Origin of the sequence: Pseudomonas sp. KnCO4 (assembly GCF_045344305.1) — a bacterium.
GTDB lineage: Bacteria > Pseudomonadota > Gammaproteobacteria > Pseudomonadales > Pseudomonadaceae > Aquipseudomonas > Aquipseudomonas anuradhapurensis.
Genome location: NZ_CP174199.1, coordinates 3,057,005 through 3,076,549, shown reverse-complemented (window position 1 = coordinate 3,076,549; position 19,545 = coordinate 3,057,005). Strand labels below are relative to the sequence as shown.

Sequence of the window (19,545 nt, the reverse complement as noted above, 5' to 3'; positions counted from 1 at the left end):
TTTATAAAAACGTTGTTTTCTTCATTGACCGTTGAGCAAAAATGCATGTTCGCCCAGCCACTGAGTGTGTAGGAGCGGCCTTGCGTCGCGAAAGGGGTGCGAAGCGCCCCCAGCGCTTCATCTTCGCCACCACCTTTTTACGGTTCGTTCACGACAAAAGGCCGCCCCTGGCGGTCACCCGTAACCTCAAGCTTCCAACGCAGTCTTCAGCACTGCACTCAAATGCCGCCGTTGGCTTTTCTGATGCTCCAGCAAGACCACCCGCCGGGTCAGCTGCGGTTCGCCAAACGGCAGGCAGGTCGCTGCTGGCAGGCGGGCAAGGTCTTCGTCGGCCATGGGCACGATCGCCACACCCAGGCCCATCACCGCCATGCGCGCCAGGGCTTCCTGGCTATCCAGTTCCATCTGTTCACTCACCTGCAGGTGCTGGCGGCGCAGTTCCTGCTCGATCTGGCGGCCGGCCCAGGCACGCTTGTCGAAGCGCAGGAAGGGCTGGCTGGCCAGCAACTGCGCCACACTGTGCCCGGCCAGCTCGGCGCTGGCGATGGCCCAGAAGCGGTCCTCGAACAACGGCGTGTAGTCCAGGCTCTGCGGGTAGGGGCTGACCGGTTCGGTGGTGATCGCTGCATCGAGCTCGCCATCTTCCACGCGCCGTGCCAGTTCGGCCGACATGCCGGATGCCACGCTGATGTGCAGCTGTGGGTGGTGCGCCTTGAGCCACACCAGCGCCTTCGGCAAGCGCCGCGCCAGCACCGTGTGGATCGCCCCCAGGCGCAGGCGGCCGCGCAGGCTCGGGCCGCTGGCCAGGGTATCGGCCAGTTCGTCATAGGCAGCCAGGATGGACTCGGCGCGGGCTACCGCCAACTGGCCGGCCTCAGTCAGCGCCACCTGCCTGCGGCTGCGGTCGAACAGTGTCACTTGCAGTTCGTCTTCGAGGGTCTTGATGTGCAGGCTCACCGCCGAGGGCGTGAGGCTGAGCAGGTCGGCGGCACGGGCAAAGGTGCCATGCCGGGCGATGGTCACCAAGGTGCGCAGGGCTTTGAGAGACATGCGGGTGGGTCCGGGCTGGTCGGTCGGTGCGGCATTGTCAGGCGCGGCCCTGTTGCCGGCAAGCCAGGACCTTGCCGGCCAAGCCTGCGCCAGCCGCTGCTCAGAGGCTGGCCTCGACCTTGCTGGCGACGTCCGCAGGCAGCCAGGCCTTCCACACTTGGCGGTTATCGCGCAGGAAGGCTAGGGCGGCGTCACGGGGTGGGGTGCGCTTTTCGCTCATGTCGGCCAGCGCCTTGTTCAACCGATCGATGGGCAACTCGACCTGCTCGAACACCCGCACCAGCTCCGGGTAGTGTTGATGAAACGCCTTGGACACCCCGATCGACAATTTCGCCGGCAGCGAACGGCTGCCCTTGGGGTTGGGGTTGCCGGGATCGGTGAGGGTGGCCCAGGCCTGGGCGTCGAACGGCGGTTCTTCCAGGCGTATGAGCTTGTAGCGGCCCATCAATGGGGTCGGGTTCCAGTAATAGAACAGCACGGCTTGGCCGCGGCGGATAGCCGAGCCGATCTCGGCATCCATCGCCGCTCCCGAGCCCGTACGGAAGTTGCTGTACAGCGTGTCCAGGCCATAGGCCTTGAGTTTCTGGCTGTTGACGGTTTCCGATGTCCAGCCGCTGGGGCTGTTCAGAAAGCGCCCTTTGCCGGGCGATTCCGGGTCGCGGAAAACCTGCGGGTAGCGCTTGAGGTCCTCGACGCTGCGAAGGTCGGGTGCCATGGGCTTCAGCTTGCGTGCAGCGTCACCTTCGATCACATAGGCAGGTACCCACCAGCCTTCCTCGGCGTTTTTCACGGTATCGCCCAAGGCGTACACCTGCCCGGCCTGCTCGGCCTTGACCCATGCGGGGCTGCGCCCGGCCCATTCCTCGGCGATCACCTGCAGGTCGTTACGGGCCAGCGCCACCTCCATGCTGACCGTGCTGCCGGGCAGGGTGTCGGTGGGGTAGCCATAGCCACGCTCCACGATCAGGCGCAGGATTTCGGTGGTCAGGGCGCCGCTTTCCCAGCCTATGGCGCCAAAGTGGATGGGCTCGCTGCGTTCAGCCGAGGCGGCACTGTCGGTACTGGCCAGGCCTAGGGTGAGCAGCAGGCCGGCCAACAGTGTTGGGATCTTCTTCATCCAGGCCCTCGTCGGTTGCCGTTGAGTGGTGCGGCAAGTGTAGACGACCCGCCCGGATGCCCGGCGGCGGCGAGGTTGCAGGGCCGGCGGGGCGCCGGCCCTGCCTGCGGTCATACGCGGAACTGATCCATCAGCGCCTGCTGCTGGTTGGCCAGGCTGTTCAGCGACTGGCTGACCCGCGCCGATTCGTTGGCTTGGCCCGACAGCGACTCGGTGACGTCGCGGATGGTCGCCACGTTGCTGTTGATTTCCTCGGCTACGGCGCTCTGTTCCTCGGCAGCCGAGGCGATCTGCAGGTTCATGTCGGTAATCACCGTCACCGCCTGGCCGATGCGTTGCAGCGCAGTGACCGCCTGGCCAACCTGCTCGACACCACCCTGGGCCTGGCGGTGGCTGTTGTCCATTGCCCCGACCACTTCACGGGTACCGTTCTGCAGCGCCTCGATCACCTGGCGGGTTTCTTCCACCGACTCCTGGGTACGCTGGGCCAGGTTGCGCACTTCGTCGGCCACCACGGCAAAACCACGTCCTGCCTCGCCGGCGCGGGCAGCCTCGATGGCGGCGTTGAGTGCCAGCAGGTTGGTCTGTTCGGCGATCGAGCGGATCACCTCCAGCACCGAACCGATTTTCTCGCTGTTTTGCGCCAGGCCCTCGACTTCGGCCATGGCTTCGCTCATGTTGGCAGCCAGCGCATCGATGCTGGTGGTCGTACGCTCGATCACCGCGAGGCCCTCGCGGGTCGCCTGGTCGGCGTCGCGGGCGGCCTGCGCGGCCTGCGCGGCGCTGCGGGCGACGTCCTGGGCGGTGGCGCTCATCTCGTGCGAGGCGGTGGCCACCTGGTCGACCTGGCGATACTGCTGCTCCATGCCAGCGCTGGTCTGCGTGGCAATTGCCGAGGACTGGTCGGCGGTGCCACGAGCGGCTTGCACCGATTGCTTGACCTCGGCAATGGTCGGCTGCAACTTGTCGAGGAAGCGGTTGAACCAGCCAGCCAATTCGCCCAGTTCGTCACGCTTCTGGTAGGTCAGGCGGCGGGTCAGGTCGCCTTCGCCGCTGGCGATGTCCTTGAGCATGGCCGCCACGCCGAGGATCGGCCGGGTCACGCCGCGAGCCATCAGCCACACCATCAGCAGGCCGGCCACTGCCGCAGCCAGGCCGAGGCCCAGCTCCAGCAGGGTGCCGCTGGTGTTCAGCGCGTCCAGTTCCTGCTTCAGCGCCTCGGCCGGGCCGGTCAGGGCATCTTCCGGCACGTCCAGCAACACGCCCCATGGCTGGGCATCCGGGATCGGGCGGAACGCTGCCAGCACTTTCAGGCGCTGTTGGTCGTGCAGGGTGGTCAACTTGCCATCGGCCAGCGTGCGCACCAGTTCGGCGCCCTTGGCTGTATCGACCTGGTCGAAGCGCTGGGCCAGCTTGCTGGCATCGGCGCTGTAGCCGGCCAGCAGGCCGACCGGGCTGAGGATGCCGACCGTGGTGCGGCCTTCGTACAGGCTGCGGCTGGCCTCCTGGCTCAGGGCCTGCAGGCTGTTGAGGTTGATGTCCACGGACAGGGTGGCGATCACCTTGCCGTCTACCCGCAGCGGGAAGACGATGCTGGTCATCAGGACCTGCTGGCCATCGATGTCATAGAAGTATGGTTCCACCACACAGACCTTGCCGGACGTACGCGGGCAGACCCACCAGGTGTTGGCCGGCTGGCCGCTGGGGCCGATCTCGGTGTTGGCCATGTCGGTTTCAGGCAGGGCCATGGAGGTCAGCTGGCCGACCCGCGGCTGCGACCAGTACAGGGCGAAACGCCCGGTGGCGTTGCTGCCCAGTTCCGCCTTGCCGGCGAACAGGCTGTCCTTGTTGTCCAGCGCGTTGGGTTCGAACACCAGCGACAGGCCGAGCAGGTCCGGGTTGGCCTGCAAGGCAGCGCGCACCTGACGGGTCATGTCTTCACGCAGGTCGAAGGCATCGAGGAAGCGCTTTTCGGCCTGTTCACGCAGGAACAGCACCTGGCGGGCGAAGCCGGCGCCGTACTGGTAGGCGTCCATGAACTGGCGGCGGATGTTCAAGGCCTGCACCTCGCCTTGCGATTCGATGCGCGACTGTGCCGACTCGGTCAGCATCTGCATGCTGCTGGCCTTGACCAGGTCCGAGCTGTGCTCCATGCGGTACAGCGACAGGCCGACGAGCAGGGTGACGATGCCGGCCAGGCAGAGACCGGCGAGCAGGGTAATCTTCCACTGGATGGAAAGTTGTCGCAAAGGCATGGGATGGGTCCCTTGTAATAGGAGTGTGGCTGACGTCTGTGTCGGCCGGCGCAGGTTTTTCTTTATTCAAACGTTCAATTTAACCTGCAGGCCTGCGTCGCCCTGGTAGGAGCGGCCTCGTGTCGCGAAAGGGCCGCAATGCGGCCCCAGGGTTCCAGCATCAGCAGACGAATGGCTGCGGCCGCGTTGCGCCTCAGGCGCGACGCCAGGCCGCCCTTTCAGGGCAGCGCGCCGGGCATTGGTAATCTGCCGCAGCATGGCGCTTTTGACTTCTGCCGCCCACTGCTTCAGAGTGCCGGCTTTTTTTCTGTCGCAACGAGGTAAGCCAACCATGAATGCAGTGATCGCCGCGGTCGGCATCATGCTGATACTCAGCCTGTCCCGCGTGCACGTGGTCATCGCCCTGATCATTGGCGCCCTGGCCGGTGGGCTGGTCGGTGGCCTGGGTATCGAGGGTACGCTCAAGGCCTTCAACGGCGGCCTGGGTGGTGGTGCCACGGTGGCCCTGTCCTATGCACTGCTGGGCGCCTTTGCCGTGGCCATCGCCAAGTCTGGCCTGGCGCATGCCCTGGCCGACCGTGCCCTGGGCATGATCGAGCGCCAGGGCCATGCCAATGGCGGCAAGGTGAAATGGCTGCTGATCGGCCTGATGCTGGTGGTGGCGGTGTCGTCGCAGAACATCCTGCCCATCCACATCGCCTTCATCCCGCTACTGGTGCCGCCGCTGCTCTATGTGCTGACTCGCCTGCGCATCGACCGTCGGTTGATCGCCTGCGTCATCACCTTCGGCCTGATTACCCCGTACATGTTCCTGCCGGTGGGTTTTGGCAACATCTTCCTCAACGAAATCCTGCTGGCCAACGTCGCCCGCGCGGGCGTCGATGTGAGTGGCGTCAATGTCACCCACGCCATGGCCATTCCAGCCGGCGGCATGCTTACCGGGCTGTTGCTGGCGGTATTCGTCAGCTACCGCAAGAAGCGTGACTACGACCTGGCGCGCATCGAGCAGGTAGAGCAGGTGAGCGTGCAGTACAACCCGCTGACCCTGCTGGTGGCCGGGCTGGCCATTGCCGCGGCGTTCATCGTCCAGTTGTGGCTGGACTCGATGATCATCGGTGCCATGGTCGGCTTCCTGATCTTCTCGCTGTCGGGCATCGTGCGCTGGAAAGACACCGACGACCTGTTCACCGAGGGTATGAAGATGATGGCCATGATCGGCTTCATCATGATCGCCGCCTCGGGCTTCGCCGATGTGATGAAAGCCACCGGCGAGGTGAAAAGCCTGGTGGAAACGTCGGCGCAGTGGATCAACCACAGCAAGGCTGTCGGTGCCTTGCTGATGCTGTTGGTGGGGCTGCTGGTGACCATGGGCATTGGCTCGTCCTTCTCCACCGTACCGATCCTGGCGGCGATCTTCGTGCCGTTGTGCGTGCAACTGGGCTTCGACCCGCTGGCCACGGTGTGCATCGTGGGAACTGCGGGTGCCCTGGGCGACGCGGGTTCGCCGGCCTCGGACTCGACCCTTGGCCCGACCTCGGGGTTGAACGTGGACGGCCAGCACCACCACATCTGGGACACCGTGGTACCCACCTTCATCCATTACAACCTGCCGCTGCTGGCGTTCGGCTGGCTGGCGGCGATGACGCTGTAGGGCAGGGTAGGCGTCAGCCCTTGTCGGGTGGCGGCGAGATGCGGTTGAGCACAGTGCTGCCATCCTTGCTGCGGGTCAGGTAGACCGGCAGCACCTTGGGCAGGTTGTTGACCAGGCGCCCCACCTCGCGGGTGTTGTAGATACCGCTGATGCGGATGCGCCCGGTGCTGGCATCGGCCAGCAGCAGCGGTGCATCGAGGTAACGGTTGATCATCGGCAGCGCCTGGGCCAGGCTCAGGTTGTCGAGCACCAGTTTGCCGTCACGCCAGGCCAGGCTGTTGGCGTAATCGCCGCTCTGTTGCAATTGCGGTTCGAAATCGCCCTGGCGATAGCTGGCCTGCATCCCCGGGCCGAGGCGGTAGCCGCCGTCGCTGCCGTCGCTGGACACCAGTACCGAACCTTCCACCAGCGTGACCTTGACTTGGTCCTGGTACTTCCACACGTTGAACTGGGTGCCGGTGACACGGGTCTGGCCACGGCCGGCATGCACGATAAACGGGTGGTTGCTGTCGTGGCGCACCTTGAAGAACGCCTCGCCACGCTTGAGCGTGACCTGGCGCTGGTCCTTGTAGTTGAGGTAGGTGAGCTCGGTGTTGAGGTTGAGCTGCACCGTGCTGCCATCGCTCAGTTCCACGGTCTGCATGTGCTCGACGGCGGCGAAGTGCTGGTAATGGTTGGGCAGCCAGCCTTGTTCCCAGCCCAGCCAGCCGGCCAGCGGCAGCACTGCCAGGGCGATGGCGGCAGCCGAGGCGAATGGCCGCCAGCCACGCGGGCGTGCCGGCTGCTGGACGGGCGGGTTGAAATCGATGGCGGTGGCGGTGCGTGGCAGCAGGTCGGCGGTGTGCCAGATCTCCAGCATTGCCTGGTATTCCTCGGCATGCTGCGGGTCGGCCGCCAGCCAGCGGCTGAACGCCTCGCGCTCGACCAGCGTGCAATCCTCGGCATGCAGGCGCATGCACCAGTGCGCGGCGGCGTCGGTGATGGCATCGTCTGGGCTGGGGTTGCGGCGGTCGTGGTTCATTGCGGCTCCGGGTTTTGCGCATTCTACCCTTGGCGCAGGGCTCCGGAGAACTGCGGTAACGGCGAGTGATTCTCTGTTGTGCCGGTTTTTCGTCGGATTGGCAACGGTTTTCCAGCGTTTGAGAACGCTTCGCGGCAGCAACCCGTTCCACCTGGCCGCCATCGCCGGCAAGCCGGGCTCCTACAGGGCCTGCGCAGTGCCTGTGGGAGCCGGCTTGCCGACGCTGAGGGCGGGCAGGGCGATCAGAATTGCCCGGCGGTCATGCCATAAAGGCTGGCGCTCCCTGCACGAATACTCGCGTCCAGGCCCAAGCCACGTGGCAGGACGCGCTGGAAGTAGAACTCCGCACAGGCCAGCTTGGCCGCATGAAACGCATCGTCCTCGTCACGCTTGGCCAACGCCACCGCGGCCATCCGTGCCCACATGTAGGCATACGCGGTCAGCCCGAACAGCTGCAGGTATTCCACCGCCACGGCACTGACCAGGTTGGGCTCCTCGCCCGCGCGCGCGCGCAGCCAGGCGCTGGTCGCCTCCAGCCGTGCCAGGCTCGCTTGCAGGGCTTCACGGTGCAGCGGCGCGTCGAGGCTGAAGGCACGTACCTCGGCAGCAAAGCTGGCCAGTGCCTGGCCGCCGTCGGCCAGCACCTTGCGCCCGAGCAGGTCGAGGGCCTGGATGCCGTTGGTACCTTCATAGATCTGGGCGATGCGCACGTCGCGCACGCGCTGCTCCTGGCCCCATTCACGGATGTAGCCATGGCCACCATACACCTGTTGGCCGAGCACGCAGCTTTCCAGGCCGTTGTCGGTGAAGAACGCCTTGGCCACTGGCGTCAGCAGTGCCACCAGGCGCTGGGCGTGCTCGCGTTCGCCGGCGTCCTCGGCGTAGCGCGCCAGGTCCAGCTGTTGGCCAACGTAGGCGGCGAACGCCCGGCCCCCTTCGGTGAGGGTGCGCATGGTCAGCAGCATGCGCCGCACATCGCCATGCTGGATGATCGGGTCGGCCATCTTGTCCTTGGCTTGCGGGCCGCTGGCTGCGCGGCTTTGCAGGCGTTCATTGGCATAGCGGGCGGCGCTCTGGTAGGACGCTTCGGCACAGCCGATGCCCTGCAGGCCGATGGACAGGCGCTCGTAGTTCATCATGGTGAACATCGCGGCCAGGCCCTTGTTCGGCTCACCCACCAGATAGCCGACCGCACCGTCGAAGTTCATCACGCAGGTGGCCGAGGCCTTGATGCCCATCTTGTGTTCGATCGAGCCGCAATGCGCCGGGTTGCGCCTACCCAGGCTGCCATCGGCCTCGACCAGGTACTTGGGCACCAGGAACAGCGAGATGCCTTTGGCACCTGCCGGCGCATCCGGCAGTTTGGCCAGTACCAGGTGGATGATGTTTTCGGTCAGGTCCTGCTCGCCGCCGGTGATGAAGATCTTGCTGCCGCTGATGCGATAGCTGCCGTCGGCCTGGGGCTCGGCGCGGCTGCGGATCAGCCCCAGGTCGGTGCCGGCATGAGGCTCGGTGAGGCACATGGTGCCGGCCCAGCGGCCTGCGTAGAGGGGCGGCAGGTAGGTGGCCTTGAGCGCTTCGCTGGCGTGGGCATCGATCGCCAGGCAGCTGCCGGCGCTCAACGCCGAATACAGGCTGAAGCTGCAGTCGGCGGCATAGAGCATCTCCTCGAACAGCACGCCGAGCATTTTCGGCATGCCCATGCCGCCATGCTCGGGGTTGCCACCCAGGCCGACCCAGCCACCTTCGCGGTAGGTGTGCCAGGCCTCGCGGAAGCCATCGGGGGTGGTGACGGTGCCGGCCGCGAAACGCACGCCCTGCTCGTCGCCGTTGCGGCTGAGCGGGGCGATCAGCTGGCCGGTGACCTTGGCTGCTTCCTCGAGGATGGCATCGGCGGTTTCGGCGTCGATGCGCTCGGCCAGGGCGGGCAGGCGGGCCCACAGGGCGGGGGCGTTGAACACATCATGCAGGACGAAGCGCATGTCGCGCAGGGGGGCGGTATAGGTGGTCATCGTGTGCTCTTGGAAGATTGAGGTTGTCTGTGCGCGCCCCACCACCGGCCAGCTGCCACAGGCATTGCACAAGGATCGAGGCTTGCCTCGACCCTGTGGCAACTGGCTTGCCGGCGATGAGGCAGCTGCGGCTTCAGAGGGCCTTGGCCCGGTCGCGCAGCACGTACTTCTGGATCTTGCCGGTGGAGGTTTTCGGCAGTTCGCCGAACACCACGGTCTTCGGCACCTTGAACCCGGCCAGGTGCTCGCGGCACCAGCCGGTGATGTCGGCCTCGCGGGTGTCTTCGCGGCCCGGCTTGAGGGCGACGAAGGCGCACGGGGTTTCCCCCCATTTTTCATCCGGGCGTGCCACTACTGCGGCTTCCAGCACGGCCGGGTGCTTGTACAGGGCGTCTTCCACCTCGATGGTGGAGATGTTCTCGCCGCCGGAAATGATGATGTCCTTGAGCCGGTCCTTGATCTCGACATAGCCGTCGGCATGCCACACGGCCAGGTCGCCGGTGTGGAACCAGCCACCACGGAAAGCTTCGGCGGTCGCTTCGGGGTTCTTCAGGTAACCCTTCATCACGGTGTTGCCACGCATGAAGATCTCGCCCAGGGTGTTGCCGTCGCGCGGTACCGGCTCGAGGGTCTGCGGGTCGGCGACCATCAAGCCATCGAGGGTCGGGTAGCGCACGCCCTGGCGCGACTTGATCCGCGCGCGTTCTTCCAGCGCCAGTTGGTCCCATTCGTCATGCCAGGCACACACGGTCACCGGGCCGTAGACTTCGGTCAGGCCGTAGGTGTGGGTCACCTGGATGCCCATTTCCTCCACCGCGCCGATCACCTTGGCGGGAGGCGCGGCGCCGGCGACCATGGCCTGCACCGGGTGCTCGATGGCCGCCTTGGCCGCCTCGGGCATGTTGACCAGGGCATTGAGCACGATCGGCGCGCCACACAGGTGGCTGACCTGGTGTTCGCGGATCAGGGTGAGGATTTTCTGCGGGTCGACCCGGCGCAGGAACACGTGGGTGCCGGCCAGCGCGGTGATGGTCCACGGGTAGCACCAGCCGTTGCAGTGGAACATCGGCAGGGTCCACAGGTACACCGGGCGGTGGCCCATGGCCCAGGTCATCTGGTTGCCCAGGGCATTCAGGTAGGCGCCACGGTGGTGATAGACCACGCCCTTGGGGTTGCCGGTGGTGCCGGAGGTGTAGTTGAGCGAGATCGCCTGCCACTCGTCATCGGGCCATTCCCAGGCAAATTCCGGGTCGCCTTCGGCGAGGAAGGCCTCGTAGTCGAGTTCGCTGAGCGCGCGGCCTTCGCCGTACTCCGGGTCATCCACATCCACCACCAGCGGCGGGTGTTCGAGCAGGGCCAGGGCAGCCGCGATGACCGTGTGGAATTCGCGGTCGGTAATCAGCACCTTGGCCTCGCCATGCTGCAGCATGAAGGCGATGGCCTCGGCATCCAGGCGCACATTCAGCGTGTTGAGCACAGCGCCGGTCATGGGCACACCGAAGTGGGCCTCGAGCATGGCCGGAATGTTCGGCAACATCACCGCCACGGTATCGCCGCGGCCGATACCCCGGCCGGCCAGGGCGCTGGCCAGGCGTCGGCAGCGCTGGTAGGTTTCCTGCCAGTTGCGGCGGATGGCACCGTGGACCACCGCTGGATAATTGCCGTAAACGGCAGCGGTGCGTTCGATGAAACTCAGCGGGGTGAGGGCGACATGGTTGACGGCAGCGGGCATCAGGCCCTGGGCATAGATCGACATGCGGTAATCCTGTAGGGGAGGCAGGCGCAGCCAGTGCGCTTGGCCCCCGGTGGCTGATTGTTAGCTCTGATCAGGGTGCAGGGTGACGGACGGTGGGCCGTTACCCTTGTCGCTGTTTTACGCGAGTCGCTATGGTATTAGGAATATCGACTATAGCAATATAGTAAAACTACTATAACAACGAGCTGCTCATTTTGGACAAGACTGCCTACCCCTTGCTTGCCAAGGACCCTCAGCCCAGCCTGATGCTTTCCGCCGACGCCACGCCGCTGGCAGTCAACCCGGCGTTGCAGGCGTGGCTCGATGAGGGCCCCGCACTGGCCAGCTGGTTGCCAGCCAACTGTGCCTCCCTGGTGCGCGCCTGCCTGCGCCAGCACCGGGCGATTGCCGACGTCGAGGTACAGGTTGGCGAGCGCATCGTGCTGTGGAACTTCATCCCCGACGATCAGGGCCAGCAAGTGCTGGCGCGTTGCCGCGACGCCAGTGACGAGCGCCACGCTGCACGCGAGGCCAGCCGCGCCCGGCGCCTGTACCGGTTGATCATCGAGAACACCACCGACCTGATCTCCCGGCACAGCCCTGATGGCCGTTTTCTCGATGCCTCGCCGGCGGCCTTTCGCCTGCTTGGGCTGTGGCCCGAGCAACTGCGCGGCAGGCTGGTGCATACCCTGCTGCACCCGCGCGAACGTCGCCAGGTGCTGCGCCAGGCCGCCGCCGCCCTTGACCAGGACGGCTACCACACCATGACCTGCCGGGTGCGCCAGGCCGCAGGCGGCTACCGCTGGTTCGAGATCGCCAGCCGGGCCATCCGCGAAACCTATACCGGCGCGGTGGTGGAGGTGGTCAGCGTGTCCCGCGACATCACCTTGCGTATCGAGGCCCAGGAGAGCCTGGCGCACAGTGCCCGCCTGGCCACCCTGGGCGAGCTGGCTTCTGGTATCGCCCACGAGATCAACCAGCCATTGGCCGCAGTGGTCAACTATGCCAATGCCAGCCAGCGCTACCTGCAGGCTGTGGCACACGACCCGCAGGCGCGTGAGCGGGTTGGGCAGGGCCTGCAGCGCATCAGCGAGCAGGCCACCCATGCTGCCGAGGTGATCCGCCGCCTGCGCGCCTTCCTGCGCAAAGGGCCGCGCCGCCTGCAGGCACTGGACGTGGCCGAGGTGGCCGGTGAAGCCATGCGCCTGTGTGCCTGGGAAGCTGCGCGCGACCAGGTGCTGGTCGAATTGCGCATGAGTGCGCAACTGCCCTCGGTGTACGCCGACCGGGTACTGCTGGAGCAAGTGCTGCTGAACCTGCTGCGCAACGCCATCGAGGCCAACCGCGAGCAGCACGGCGAGCGGCCGTCGCGTATCCTGCTGAGCGCCACGCGCGATGGCGACGGCGTGCTGGTAGAAGTGGCCGACCAGGGACCGGGCGTAGCCCCCGAGCGGCTGGATGATATCTTCACGCCGTTCACCACCAGCAAGGCCGACGGCCTGGGCCTGGGTTTGAGCATGAGCCGCAGCCTGATCGAAGGCTTTGGCGGCAGCCTGTGGGCGCGGGCAGGTGACAAGGGCGGTCTGGTGCTGTGCTGCCGCCTGGCGGTCAGCAGGGGATAAGGGGAGGCGCGGTGCAAGCGAAAGTGTATGTGGTCGATGACGACCAGGGCATGCGGGATTCGACGGTGTGGCTGCTGCAGTCGGTAGGTTTGCAGGCACTGCCGTTTGCCAGCGGGCAAGCGTTTCTCGATGCCTGCGTTGATGACGGGCCGGCCTGCGTGCTGCTGGATGTGCGCATGCCGGGGTTGGGTGGGTTGGCAGTGCAGCAGGCGATCCGCGAGCGCGGGCTGGCGCTGCCGGTGATCTTCGTCAGTGGCCATGCCGATGTGCCGATCGTGGTGCGGGCGTTCAAGGCTGGCGCCTGCGATTTCATCGAAAAGCCGTATAACGATCAGTTGCTGCTCGACAGCGTACAGGCCGCGCTGGACCAGGCCGGGCGGGCGCGTCAGGACGATCAGGCGCTGGCTCAGGTGCAGGCGCGGGTCGATGCCCTGACGCCGCGCGAGCGCGACGTGTTCGTGCCGTTGGCGCAGGGCTTGAGCAACCGTGAGGTCGCCGAACGGCTGGGAGTCAGCGTGAAGACCGTGGACCTGTACCGCGGCCGGGTGATGAAACGCTTGCAGGCACAAAGCCTGGCCGAGCTGGTCGGTATTGCCATCGCCTGCGGGGCGGTGCAGGCATTGGGCCTGCGCGCCTTGTAGGAGCGGCCTTGCGTCGCGATGGGCCGCGCAGCGGCCCTGGATCTGTGTTGCGGCACAAACTGTTGGGGCCATTTTGTGGCCCATCGCGACGCAAGGCCGCTTCTACACAGGCCGGCGGATCGGGCGAAATCATGAAATATTTCATAGCTTGCTAATCAAGGCTTTGACATTCACTGCCTAAGCAGTAATATTTTTACACACTTACCCGAGCAGTTCCCGATGGCCCATTTCACCCCAGACAACTTTCAGACCTGCGCCATCGGCATGCTGCTTGGCCGTGCGGCAATCCTCAAGGACCGCATCCTTGACTGGCACCTCGAATCCGAGGGCGTCACCGCCGCGCAGTTCAAGGTGCTGATCATCGTCACCCAGTACCAGGTGGATACCCCGGCCGAATTGTGCCGCTACCTGGGCCTGGACAGCGGTTCGATGACGCGCATGCTCGACCGCCTCGAGCAGAAGGAGCTGATCGTGCGCACCCGTTGTGCCGACGACCGTCGCCAGGTGCGCCTGGCCTTGACTGCCGACGGCCAGCGCCTGGCCGACCGGCTGCCGGAGATCGGCGCCGCCGCCATGAACGAACTGTGCGGCGCACTGGACGCCGAAGAACTGAAGGCCCTGGAGGGCCTGCTGGCCAAGGTGCTGCTCGCTGCCGGCGACCCGTTGACGATCCGCCGCTTCGGTGATCGCTGAACCCTGTCACGCATTTTCCAAGGTACTGTCATGGCCACTTCCGCAGACACCCCGTCTCCCTCCGCAACGCCCGAGCCCTCGCGCAAGCGCAAGGCCTGGCTGCTTGGCCTGTTGTTGCTGGTGATCCTGGCCGCCGCAGGCGCCTGGGCCTGGTACAGCCTGGTCGGGCGTTGGCACGAAAGCACCGACGATGCCTACGTCAACGGCAACGTGGTGGAAATCACCCCTTTGGTCAGCGGTACGGTCACCAGTATCGGCGCCGATGACGGCGACCTGGTGCATGCCGGCCAGGTGCTGCTGCAGTTCGATCCAGCCGACAGCGAAGTGGCCTTGCAGTCCGCCGAAGCCAGGCTGGCGCGCAGCGTGCGCCAGGTGCGCGGCCTGTACAGCAACGTCGACTCGCTCAAGGCCCAGCTGGAAACCCGCCTGGCCGAACTGCGCAAGGCCCAGCAGGACTTCAACCGGCGCAAGGTGCTGGCCGACAGCGGCGCCATTGCCGCAGAAGAACTGTCCCACGCCCGCGACGACTTGAGCGTGGCCCAGGCCGCCGTCAACAGCGCGCGCCAGCAGCTCAGCACCAGCAGCGCGCTGGTCGATGACACCGTGGTGTCCTCGCACCCCGAGGTGATGGCTGCCGCGGCCGACCTGCGCCAGGCGTACCTCGACCATGCCCGTACAACCCTGGTGGCACCGGTGACCGGCTACGTTGCCAAGCGTACCGTGCAACTGGGCCAGCGCCTGCAGCCTGGCACCGCGACCATGGCGGTGATCCCGCTGGATCAGGTGTGGATCGATGCCAACTTCAAGGAAACCCAACTGCGCGACATGCGCATTGGCCAGCCGGTGCAGATCAGCGCCGACCTGTATGGCAGCGAGGTCAAGTACAGCGGCACGGTCGACAGCCTTGGCGCCGGCACCGGCAGCGCCTTTGCCTTGTTACCGGCGCAGAATGCCACCGGTAACTGGATCAAGATCGTCCAGCGCGTGCCGGTACGCATTCACCTGAGCCCCGACCAGCTCAAGGAGCACCCGCTGCGCATCGGCCTGTCCACCGTGGTCGAGGTCGACTTGCACGACCAGAGCGGCCCGGCACTGGCCCAGCAGCCACCCCAGCAGGCCAGCTATACCACCCAGGTCTATGACCGTCAGCTGGTCGAAGCCGACAATCTGATCGCCCGGCTGATCCACGAGAACAGCGCAACCGGCAAGACGGCGCAGCGATGAGCAATACTGCTGCGGCCCAGTTCACCCCGCCAAGCCTGCTGCTGACCACCATTGGCCTGTCGCTGGCGACGTTCATGCAGGTGCTCGACACCACCATTGCCAACGTGGCCCTGCCGACCATTTCCGGCAACCTGGGGGTGAGCTACGAGCAGGGTACCTGGGTCATTACCTCGTTCGCGGTGAGCAACGCCATTGCCTTGCCGCTCACTGGCTGGCTGAGCCGGCGGTTTGGCGAAGTGAAGCTGTTCATCTGGGCCACACTGCTGTTCGTGCTGGCCTCGTTCCTGTGCGGGATTGCCCAGTCGATGCCGGAGCTGGTCGGCTTTCGCGTGCTGCAGGGGGTGGTGGCCGGGCCCTTGTACCCGATGACCCAGACCTTGCTGATTGCGGTGTACCCACCGGCCAAGCGCGGGATGGCCCTGGCGTTGCTGGCGATGGTGACCGTGGTGGCGCCGATTGCCGGGCCGATTCTCGGTGGCTGGATCACCGACAGCTACAGCTGGCCGTGGATTTTCTTCATCAACGTACCCATCGGCCTGTTCGCCGCCGCCGTGGTGCGCCAGCAGATGCGCAGCCGGCCGGTGGTCACCAGCCGCCAACCGATGGACTACATCGGCCTGTTGACGCTGATCATTGGCGTCGGTGCCTTGCAGGTAGTGCTGGACAAAGGCAACGACCTGGACTGGTTCGAATCATCGTTCATCGTCACCGGCAGCCTGATTTCGCTGGTGTTCCTGACGGTGTTCGTGATCTGGGAGCTGACCGACCGTCATCCGGTAGTGAACCTGCGCCTGTTCGTGCACCGCAACTTCCGGGTTGGCACCCTCGTGCTGGTCGGCGGCTATGCGGGGTTCTTCGGCATCAACCTGATCCTGCCACAGTGGTTGCAGACGCAGATGGGCTATACCGCCACCTGGGCGGGCCTGGCGGTGGCGCCGATCGGCCTGCTGCCGGTGATCATGTCGCCGTTCGTGGGCAAGTACGCGCACCGTTTCGACCTGCGTGTGCTGGCGGGGCTGGCATTTCTGGCGATCGGCGCCAGTTGCTACATGCGCGCCGGCTTCACCAATGAGGTGGACTTCCAGCACGTGGCGTTGGTGCAGCTGTTCATGGGCATCGGCGTGGCATTGTTCTTCATGCCGACCTTGAGCATCCTGCTATCCGACCTGCCGCCACAGCAGATTGCCGATGGCTCCGGGCTGGCGACCTTCCTGCGTACCCTGGGCGGGAGTTTTGCGGCGTCGTTGACCACCTGGATCTGGATTCGTCGAGCGGACCAGCACCATGCCTACCTGAGTGAACACATCAGCCAGTTCGACCCGGCGACGCGGCATACCCTCGAGCAGTTGGGCGGGGCCAGCCCGCAAAGCTATGCGCAGCTGGAGCAGATGCTGAACGGCCAGGCCTACATGATGTCGACGGTGGATTACTTCACCCTGATGACCTGGGTGTTCGCCGGGTTGATCCTGCTGGTGTGGTTTGCCAAGCCGCCCTTTACCGCCAAGGCGGGGCCGGCGTCGGCGGGGCATTGAGGCGACCGGGTGCCTGGCTTGGGATGTCGGCTGGGGCGCATCGAGCGCCAGCCAACCGCTTGCGCCAGGCACCTGGCAGGCCCCGCCTTCTATTCCCACACGGTGCCTTTTCCCCTATTGTCGATCGTCCCTTCCCAACGATCGACCTATCCATGCAGAACGTCATCGTCATTACCGGTGCCAGCCGTGGCATCGGCGCCGCCACAGCGCTGCTGGCCGCTCGCCAGGGCTACCGCATCTGCATCAATTACCACGCTGACGACCAGGCTGCGGCAGACATCCTCGGCCAGGTCCGCGCCCTGGGCGCCGAGGCCATTGCCGTGCGGGCCGACGCCAGCGTCGAAGACGAGGTCATACAGCTGTTCCTGCGTGTCGATCAGGAACTCGGCCCGGTCACCGCGCTGGTCAACAATGCTGGCACCATCGGCCAGCAGAGCCGGGTCGAGGACATGTCCGAATTCCGCCTGCTCAAGGTCATGAAAACCAACATTGTCGGCCCCATGCTCTGCGCCAAGCACGCCTTGCTGCGCATGGCGCGCCGACACGGCGGCCAGGGCGGTGCCATCGTCAACGTGTCATCGGTGGCTGCACGCCTGGGCTCGCCCAACGAATACGTGGACTACGCCGCCTCCAAGGGCGCGCTCGATACCTTTACCATCGGCCTGGCCAAGGAAGTGGCAGGCGAGGGCGTGCGGGTCAATGGCGTTCGGCCAGGCTATATCCATACAGGGTTCCACGCGCTGTCCGGCGACCCCGACCGGGTCAGCAAACTTGAGCCCGGCTTGCCCATGGGCCGTGGCGGGCGCCCCGAGGAAGTCGCCGAGGCCATCCTCTGGTTGCTCTCGGACAAGGCGTCGTACGCTACCGGCAGCTTCGTCGACCTGGGCGGCGGGCGCTGACCCCCGTCAACCGTCCAGCAGCGTGCGTATCCGTTCGGCCAGTACCTGCAGCTCGAACGGCTTGGTCAGCACCAGCGTGCCTTGCAGCAGCTGGCCGTCTCTGAGCGCCGCGCTTTCATCGTAGCCGGTGATGAACAGTACCTTGAGGTTGGGGTAGCGCTCGCGGCAACGTTCCGCTACCTGGCGGCCATTCAGCCCTCCCGGCAGGCCGATATCGCTCAGCAACAGGTCTGGCCGCGCGCCGGTTTGCAGGTGGGCGAGGGCGGCCGGGCCGTTGTCGAAAGCATCGACCTGGTAGCCCAGCTCTTCCAGCACTTCGCAGACCACCACGCGCAAGGCGATCTGGTCTTCGATCAGCAGGATACGCTGCGCCGCCGTGCTGCGTTTTTCCGGCGCCGTGCGCTGCGCCATGGGCGCCGGTACTTGCGGTTGCTCATGGTGACGGGGCAGCAGCAGCTCGACGCGGGTGCCTTCGCCAAGCGTCGACAACAGCCGCAGTTGCCCACCCGACTGACGCACGAAACCGTAGGTCATCGACAAGCCCAGGCCAGTGCCCTGGCCCATCGGCTTGGTGGTGAAGAACGGGTCCACTGCGCGCTGGGCCACCTCTGCCGACATGCCCTTGCCGTTGTCGCTGATGCTCAGCCGCACATACTCACCGGCGGGCAGTTCCAGGGCGCGGGCGTGCTCGTCGTCCAGCAACAGGTTGTCGCCATGGATATCGATCACGCCACCGTCAGGCATGGCATCGCGGGCATTGATGCAGACGTTGAGCAGGGCGCTTTCCAGTTGCGGCGGGTCGATGAACGTCGGCCACAGCTGGTAGGGAAAGCGGCTGGTCAGGTTGATGGACGGACCGATGCTGCGGCGCAGCAGCTCTTCCATGCCAGCCACCAGCGTGGCCACCTGGGTGGAACGGGGTTGCAGGGTTTGCTGGCGGGAAAACGCCAGCAGCCGGTGCACCAGCGCAGAAGCCCGTTGCGCCGAGCCACTGGACAATGCCAGCAACGGCTCCAGGCTGTCGAAACGTGACTGCTCCAGGTGCTGGCGCATCAGTTCCTGGGCACCCAGGATGCCGCCCAGCAGGTTGTTGAAGTCGTGGGCGATGCCACCGCTGAGCTGGCCTACTGCTTCCATTTTCTGCGCCTGGCGCAGGGCCTCCTCGGCCTTGGCCAGCCGTGCTTGTTCCTGCACCCGCTGGCTGATGTCATAGGCGAACAGATAGGCGCCCTGGATCTCGCCGGCATGGTCGCGCAGGGCGTTGAAGCGCAGCTCGTAATGGCGCTGCACGGGGGCCTGGCCAAAGGTGCCGGTCTCGATGAACTGCTCGCCCTGCAGTGCGCGATGCCACAGGGGCAGGATCGGCGTCTGCTCGGGCTGGCCGTCATCGATCAGCGCGGGCATGTAGTCGCCGATCTCCGGCGTTTGCCCGTACAGCAACTGGAAATCGTGCCTGGCCTGCCGATTGACCGCCAGCCAGCGCATGTCCTTGTCGATCACATGCACGTTGACCACGCTGTGATCGACCAGCTCGGCAAACAGCCTGCGCTCTGCCAGCGCAGTGCTTACCCGCTGCTCGAGCTCTTCGTTCAGGCGCTGCACGGCCTGCTCTGCCCGGCGCCGTTCGGTGACGTCCTTGAACAGCACGGCCACCTGGCGTTTCTCGGCGGGCTCGACGCGGAACGTGGTAATGGACAACACCCGCCCGGTAGCCACCAGCTCCTGCTCGAAATGCAGGGGTTCGCCGGTGCGCAGCACGGCACCGTAGCGTGCTGCCCAGTCATCGGCCTCATCCGGCACCATCTCGCGCAGCTTCTGCCCGACCACATTGGCAATGCCGGCATGCTTGGTATAGGCCGCGTTGGCCAGCACATGCACGTAGTCACTGAGCGGGCCGTGCGGGCCGTCGAAGAACTCGATGATGCAGAAGCCTTCGTCCATGGTGTCGAACAACCAGCGGTAGAAGTCCTGGCCGTGGTCCTGCTGGCTCGAAAGCTGTGCTTCCAACAACGCGTTCTGCCGTTGCAGGTCTTCGACTTGTTGACGCAGGGTGAGCAGGTCGCGATGAGGCATGTCGCTATCCGACAAAAGGT

13 protein-coding genes and 2 pseudogenes are annotated in these 19,545 nt (G+C 65.6%); 7 read left to right on the top strand and 8 right to left on the bottom strand.

Annotated elements, in window-relative coordinates; genetic code table 11:
• Positions 1-186 precede the first annotated feature (186 nt).
• The 4 genes and pseudogenes from ACJA3S_RS14465 to ACJA3S_RS14450 form a co-directional block, all read right to left on the bottom strand.
• The gene (locus ACJA3S_RS14465) at positions 187-1,050 is read right to left on the bottom strand and encodes a LysR family transcriptional regulator (protein ID WP_406818999.1); all 864 of its coding nucleotides are present in this window, start codon (positions 1,048-1,050) and stop codon (positions 187-189) included.
• Between the two features lie 100 nt (positions 1,051-1,150).
• Positions 1,151-2,167 carry an ABC transporter substrate-binding protein gene (locus tag ACJA3S_RS14460; protein ID WP_406818998.1) on the bottom strand — a complete coding sequence of 339 codons (1,017 nt, stop codon included), beginning with the start codon at positions 2,165-2,167 and terminating at the stop codon, positions 1,151-1,153.
• Positions 2,168-2,277: 110 nt separating this feature from the next.
• Positions 2,278-2,790, bottom strand: a pseudogene (locus ACJA3S_RS14455) (methyl-accepting chemotaxis protein); the annotation flags it as partial.
• Between the two features lie 393 nt (positions 2,791-3,183).
• Positions 3,184-4,101 (bottom strand): annotated as a pseudogene (locus tag ACJA3S_RS14450) (chemotaxis protein); the annotation flags it as partial.
• A gap of 652 nt (positions 4,102-4,753) precedes the next feature.
• Here ACJA3S_RS14450 and ACJA3S_RS14445 point away from each other — a divergent pair.
• Positions 4,754-6,073 (top strand): Na+/H+ antiporter family protein, encoded by a 1,320-nt coding sequence (locus tag ACJA3S_RS14445; RefSeq protein WP_406818997.1) that lies wholly within the window; start codon positions 4,754-4,756, stop codon positions 6,071-6,073.
• Positions 6,074-6,086: 13 nt separating this feature from the next.
• Here ACJA3S_RS14445 and ACJA3S_RS14440 read toward each other — a convergent pair whose 3' ends face one another.
• The 3 genes from ACJA3S_RS14440 to ACJA3S_RS14430 form a co-directional block, all read right to left on the bottom strand.
• Positions 6,087-7,094: a FecR family protein gene (locus ACJA3S_RS14440; protein ID WP_406818996.1), complete on the bottom strand. Its 1,008-nt coding sequence runs from the start codon at positions 7,092-7,094 to the stop codon at positions 6,087-6,089.
• A gap of 242 nt (positions 7,095-7,336) precedes the next feature.
• Complete coding sequence (locus tag ACJA3S_RS14435; protein WP_406818995.1) at positions 7,337-9,106, bottom strand: acyl-CoA dehydrogenase C-terminal domain-containing protein; 1,770 nt, start codon at positions 9,104-9,106, stop codon at positions 7,337-7,339.
• A gap of 133 nt (positions 9,107-9,239) precedes the next feature.
• On the bottom strand, positions 9,240-10,862 hold the full coding sequence (locus ACJA3S_RS14430; protein WP_406818994.1) for an acyl-CoA synthetase: 1,623 nt from the start codon (positions 10,860-10,862) through the stop codon (positions 9,240-9,242).
• Positions 10,863-11,056: 194 nt separating this feature from the next.
• On the opposite strand from ACJA3S_RS14430, the gene ACJA3S_RS14425 reads away from it, so the two are divergent.
• The 6 genes from ACJA3S_RS14425 (at position 11,057) to ACJA3S_RS14400 (ending at position 17,452) form a co-directional block, all read left to right on the top strand.
• Entirely contained in the window at positions 11,057-12,463 is a 1,407-nt protein-coding gene (locus ACJA3S_RS14425; RefSeq protein ID WP_406818993.1) for a sensor histidine kinase, read from the top strand.
• Between the two features lie 11 nt (positions 12,464-12,474).
• Positions 12,475-13,104, top strand: coding sequence for a response regulator transcription factor (locus tag ACJA3S_RS14420; protein WP_406818992.1), 630 nt, complete (start codon positions 12,475-12,477; stop codon positions 13,102-13,104).
• Between the two features lie 219 nt (positions 13,105-13,323).
• Positions 13,324-13,797, top strand: a complete 474-nt coding sequence (locus tag ACJA3S_RS14415) for a MarR family winged helix-turn-helix transcriptional regulator (protein WP_406818991.1) — start codon at positions 13,324-13,326, stop codon at positions 13,795-13,797.
• Positions 13,798-13,827: 30 nt separating this feature from the next.
• Positions 13,828-15,021, top strand: a complete 1,194-nt coding sequence (locus ACJA3S_RS14410) for an HlyD family efflux transporter periplasmic adaptor subunit (protein ID WP_406818990.1) — start codon at positions 13,828-13,830, stop codon at positions 15,019-15,021.
• The gene (locus ACJA3S_RS14405) at positions 15,018-16,553 is read left to right on the top strand and encodes a DHA2 family efflux MFS transporter permease subunit (RefSeq protein ID WP_186685675.1); all 1,536 of its coding nucleotides are present in this window, start codon (positions 15,018-15,020) and stop codon (positions 16,551-16,553) included. The genes ACJA3S_RS14410 and ACJA3S_RS14405 overlap by 4 nt, the downstream gene beginning before the upstream one ends.
• A 152-nt stretch (positions 16,554-16,705) precedes the next feature.
• Positions 16,706-17,452, top strand: a complete 747-nt coding sequence (locus ACJA3S_RS14400) for an SDR family oxidoreductase (RefSeq protein ID WP_406818989.1) — start codon at positions 16,706-16,708, stop codon at positions 17,450-17,452.
• 6 nt (positions 17,453-17,458) lie between these two features.
• Here ACJA3S_RS14400 and ACJA3S_RS14395 read toward each other — a convergent pair whose 3' ends face one another.
• Positions 17,459-19,525, bottom strand: a complete 2,067-nt coding sequence (locus ACJA3S_RS14395; protein ID WP_406818988.1) for a PAS domain-containing protein — start codon at positions 19,523-19,525, stop codon at positions 17,459-17,461.
• Positions 19,526-19,545: the final 20 nt, after the last annotated feature.

Coding starts and splice junctions, on each gene's coding strand:
- ACJA3S_RS14435 (WP_406818995.1), bottom strand. CDS start 9,106: ATGACCACCTATACCGCCCCCCTGCGCGACATGCGCTTCGTCCTGCAT.
- ACJA3S_RS14430 (WP_406818994.1), bottom strand. CDS start 10,862: ATGTCGATCTATGCCCAGGGCCTGATGCCCGCTGCCGTCAACCATGTC.
- ACJA3S_RS14405 (WP_186685675.1), top strand. CDS start 15,018: ATGAGCAATACTGCTGCGGCCCAGTTCACCCCGCCAAGCCTGCTGCTG.
- ACJA3S_RS14415 (WP_406818991.1), top strand. CDS start 13,324: ATGGCCCATTTCACCCCAGACAACTTTCAGACCTGCGCCATCGGCATG.
- ACJA3S_RS14445 (WP_406818997.1), top strand. CDS start 4,754: ATGAATGCAGTGATCGCCGCGGTCGGCATCATGCTGATACTCAGCCTG.
- ACJA3S_RS14400 (WP_406818989.1), top strand. CDS start 16,706: ATGCAGAACGTCATCGTCATTACCGGTGCCAGCCGTGGCATCGGCGCC.
- ACJA3S_RS14460 (WP_406818998.1), bottom strand. CDS start 2,167: ATGAAGAAGATCCCAACACTGTTGGCCGGCCTGCTGCTCACCCTAGGC.
- ACJA3S_RS14465 (WP_406818999.1), bottom strand. CDS start 1,050: ATGTCTCTCAAAGCCCTGCGCACCTTGGTGACCATCGCCCGGCATGGC.
- ACJA3S_RS14440 (WP_406818996.1), bottom strand. CDS start 7,094: ATGAACCACGACCGCCGCAACCCCAGCCCAGACGATGCCATCACCGAC.
- ACJA3S_RS14410 (WP_406818990.1), top strand. CDS start 13,828: ATGGCCACTTCCGCAGACACCCCGTCTCCCTCCGCAACGCCCGAGCCC.
- ACJA3S_RS14395 (WP_406818988.1), bottom strand. CDS start 19,525: ATGCCTCATCGCGACCTGCTCACCCTGCGTCAACAAGTCGAAGACCTG.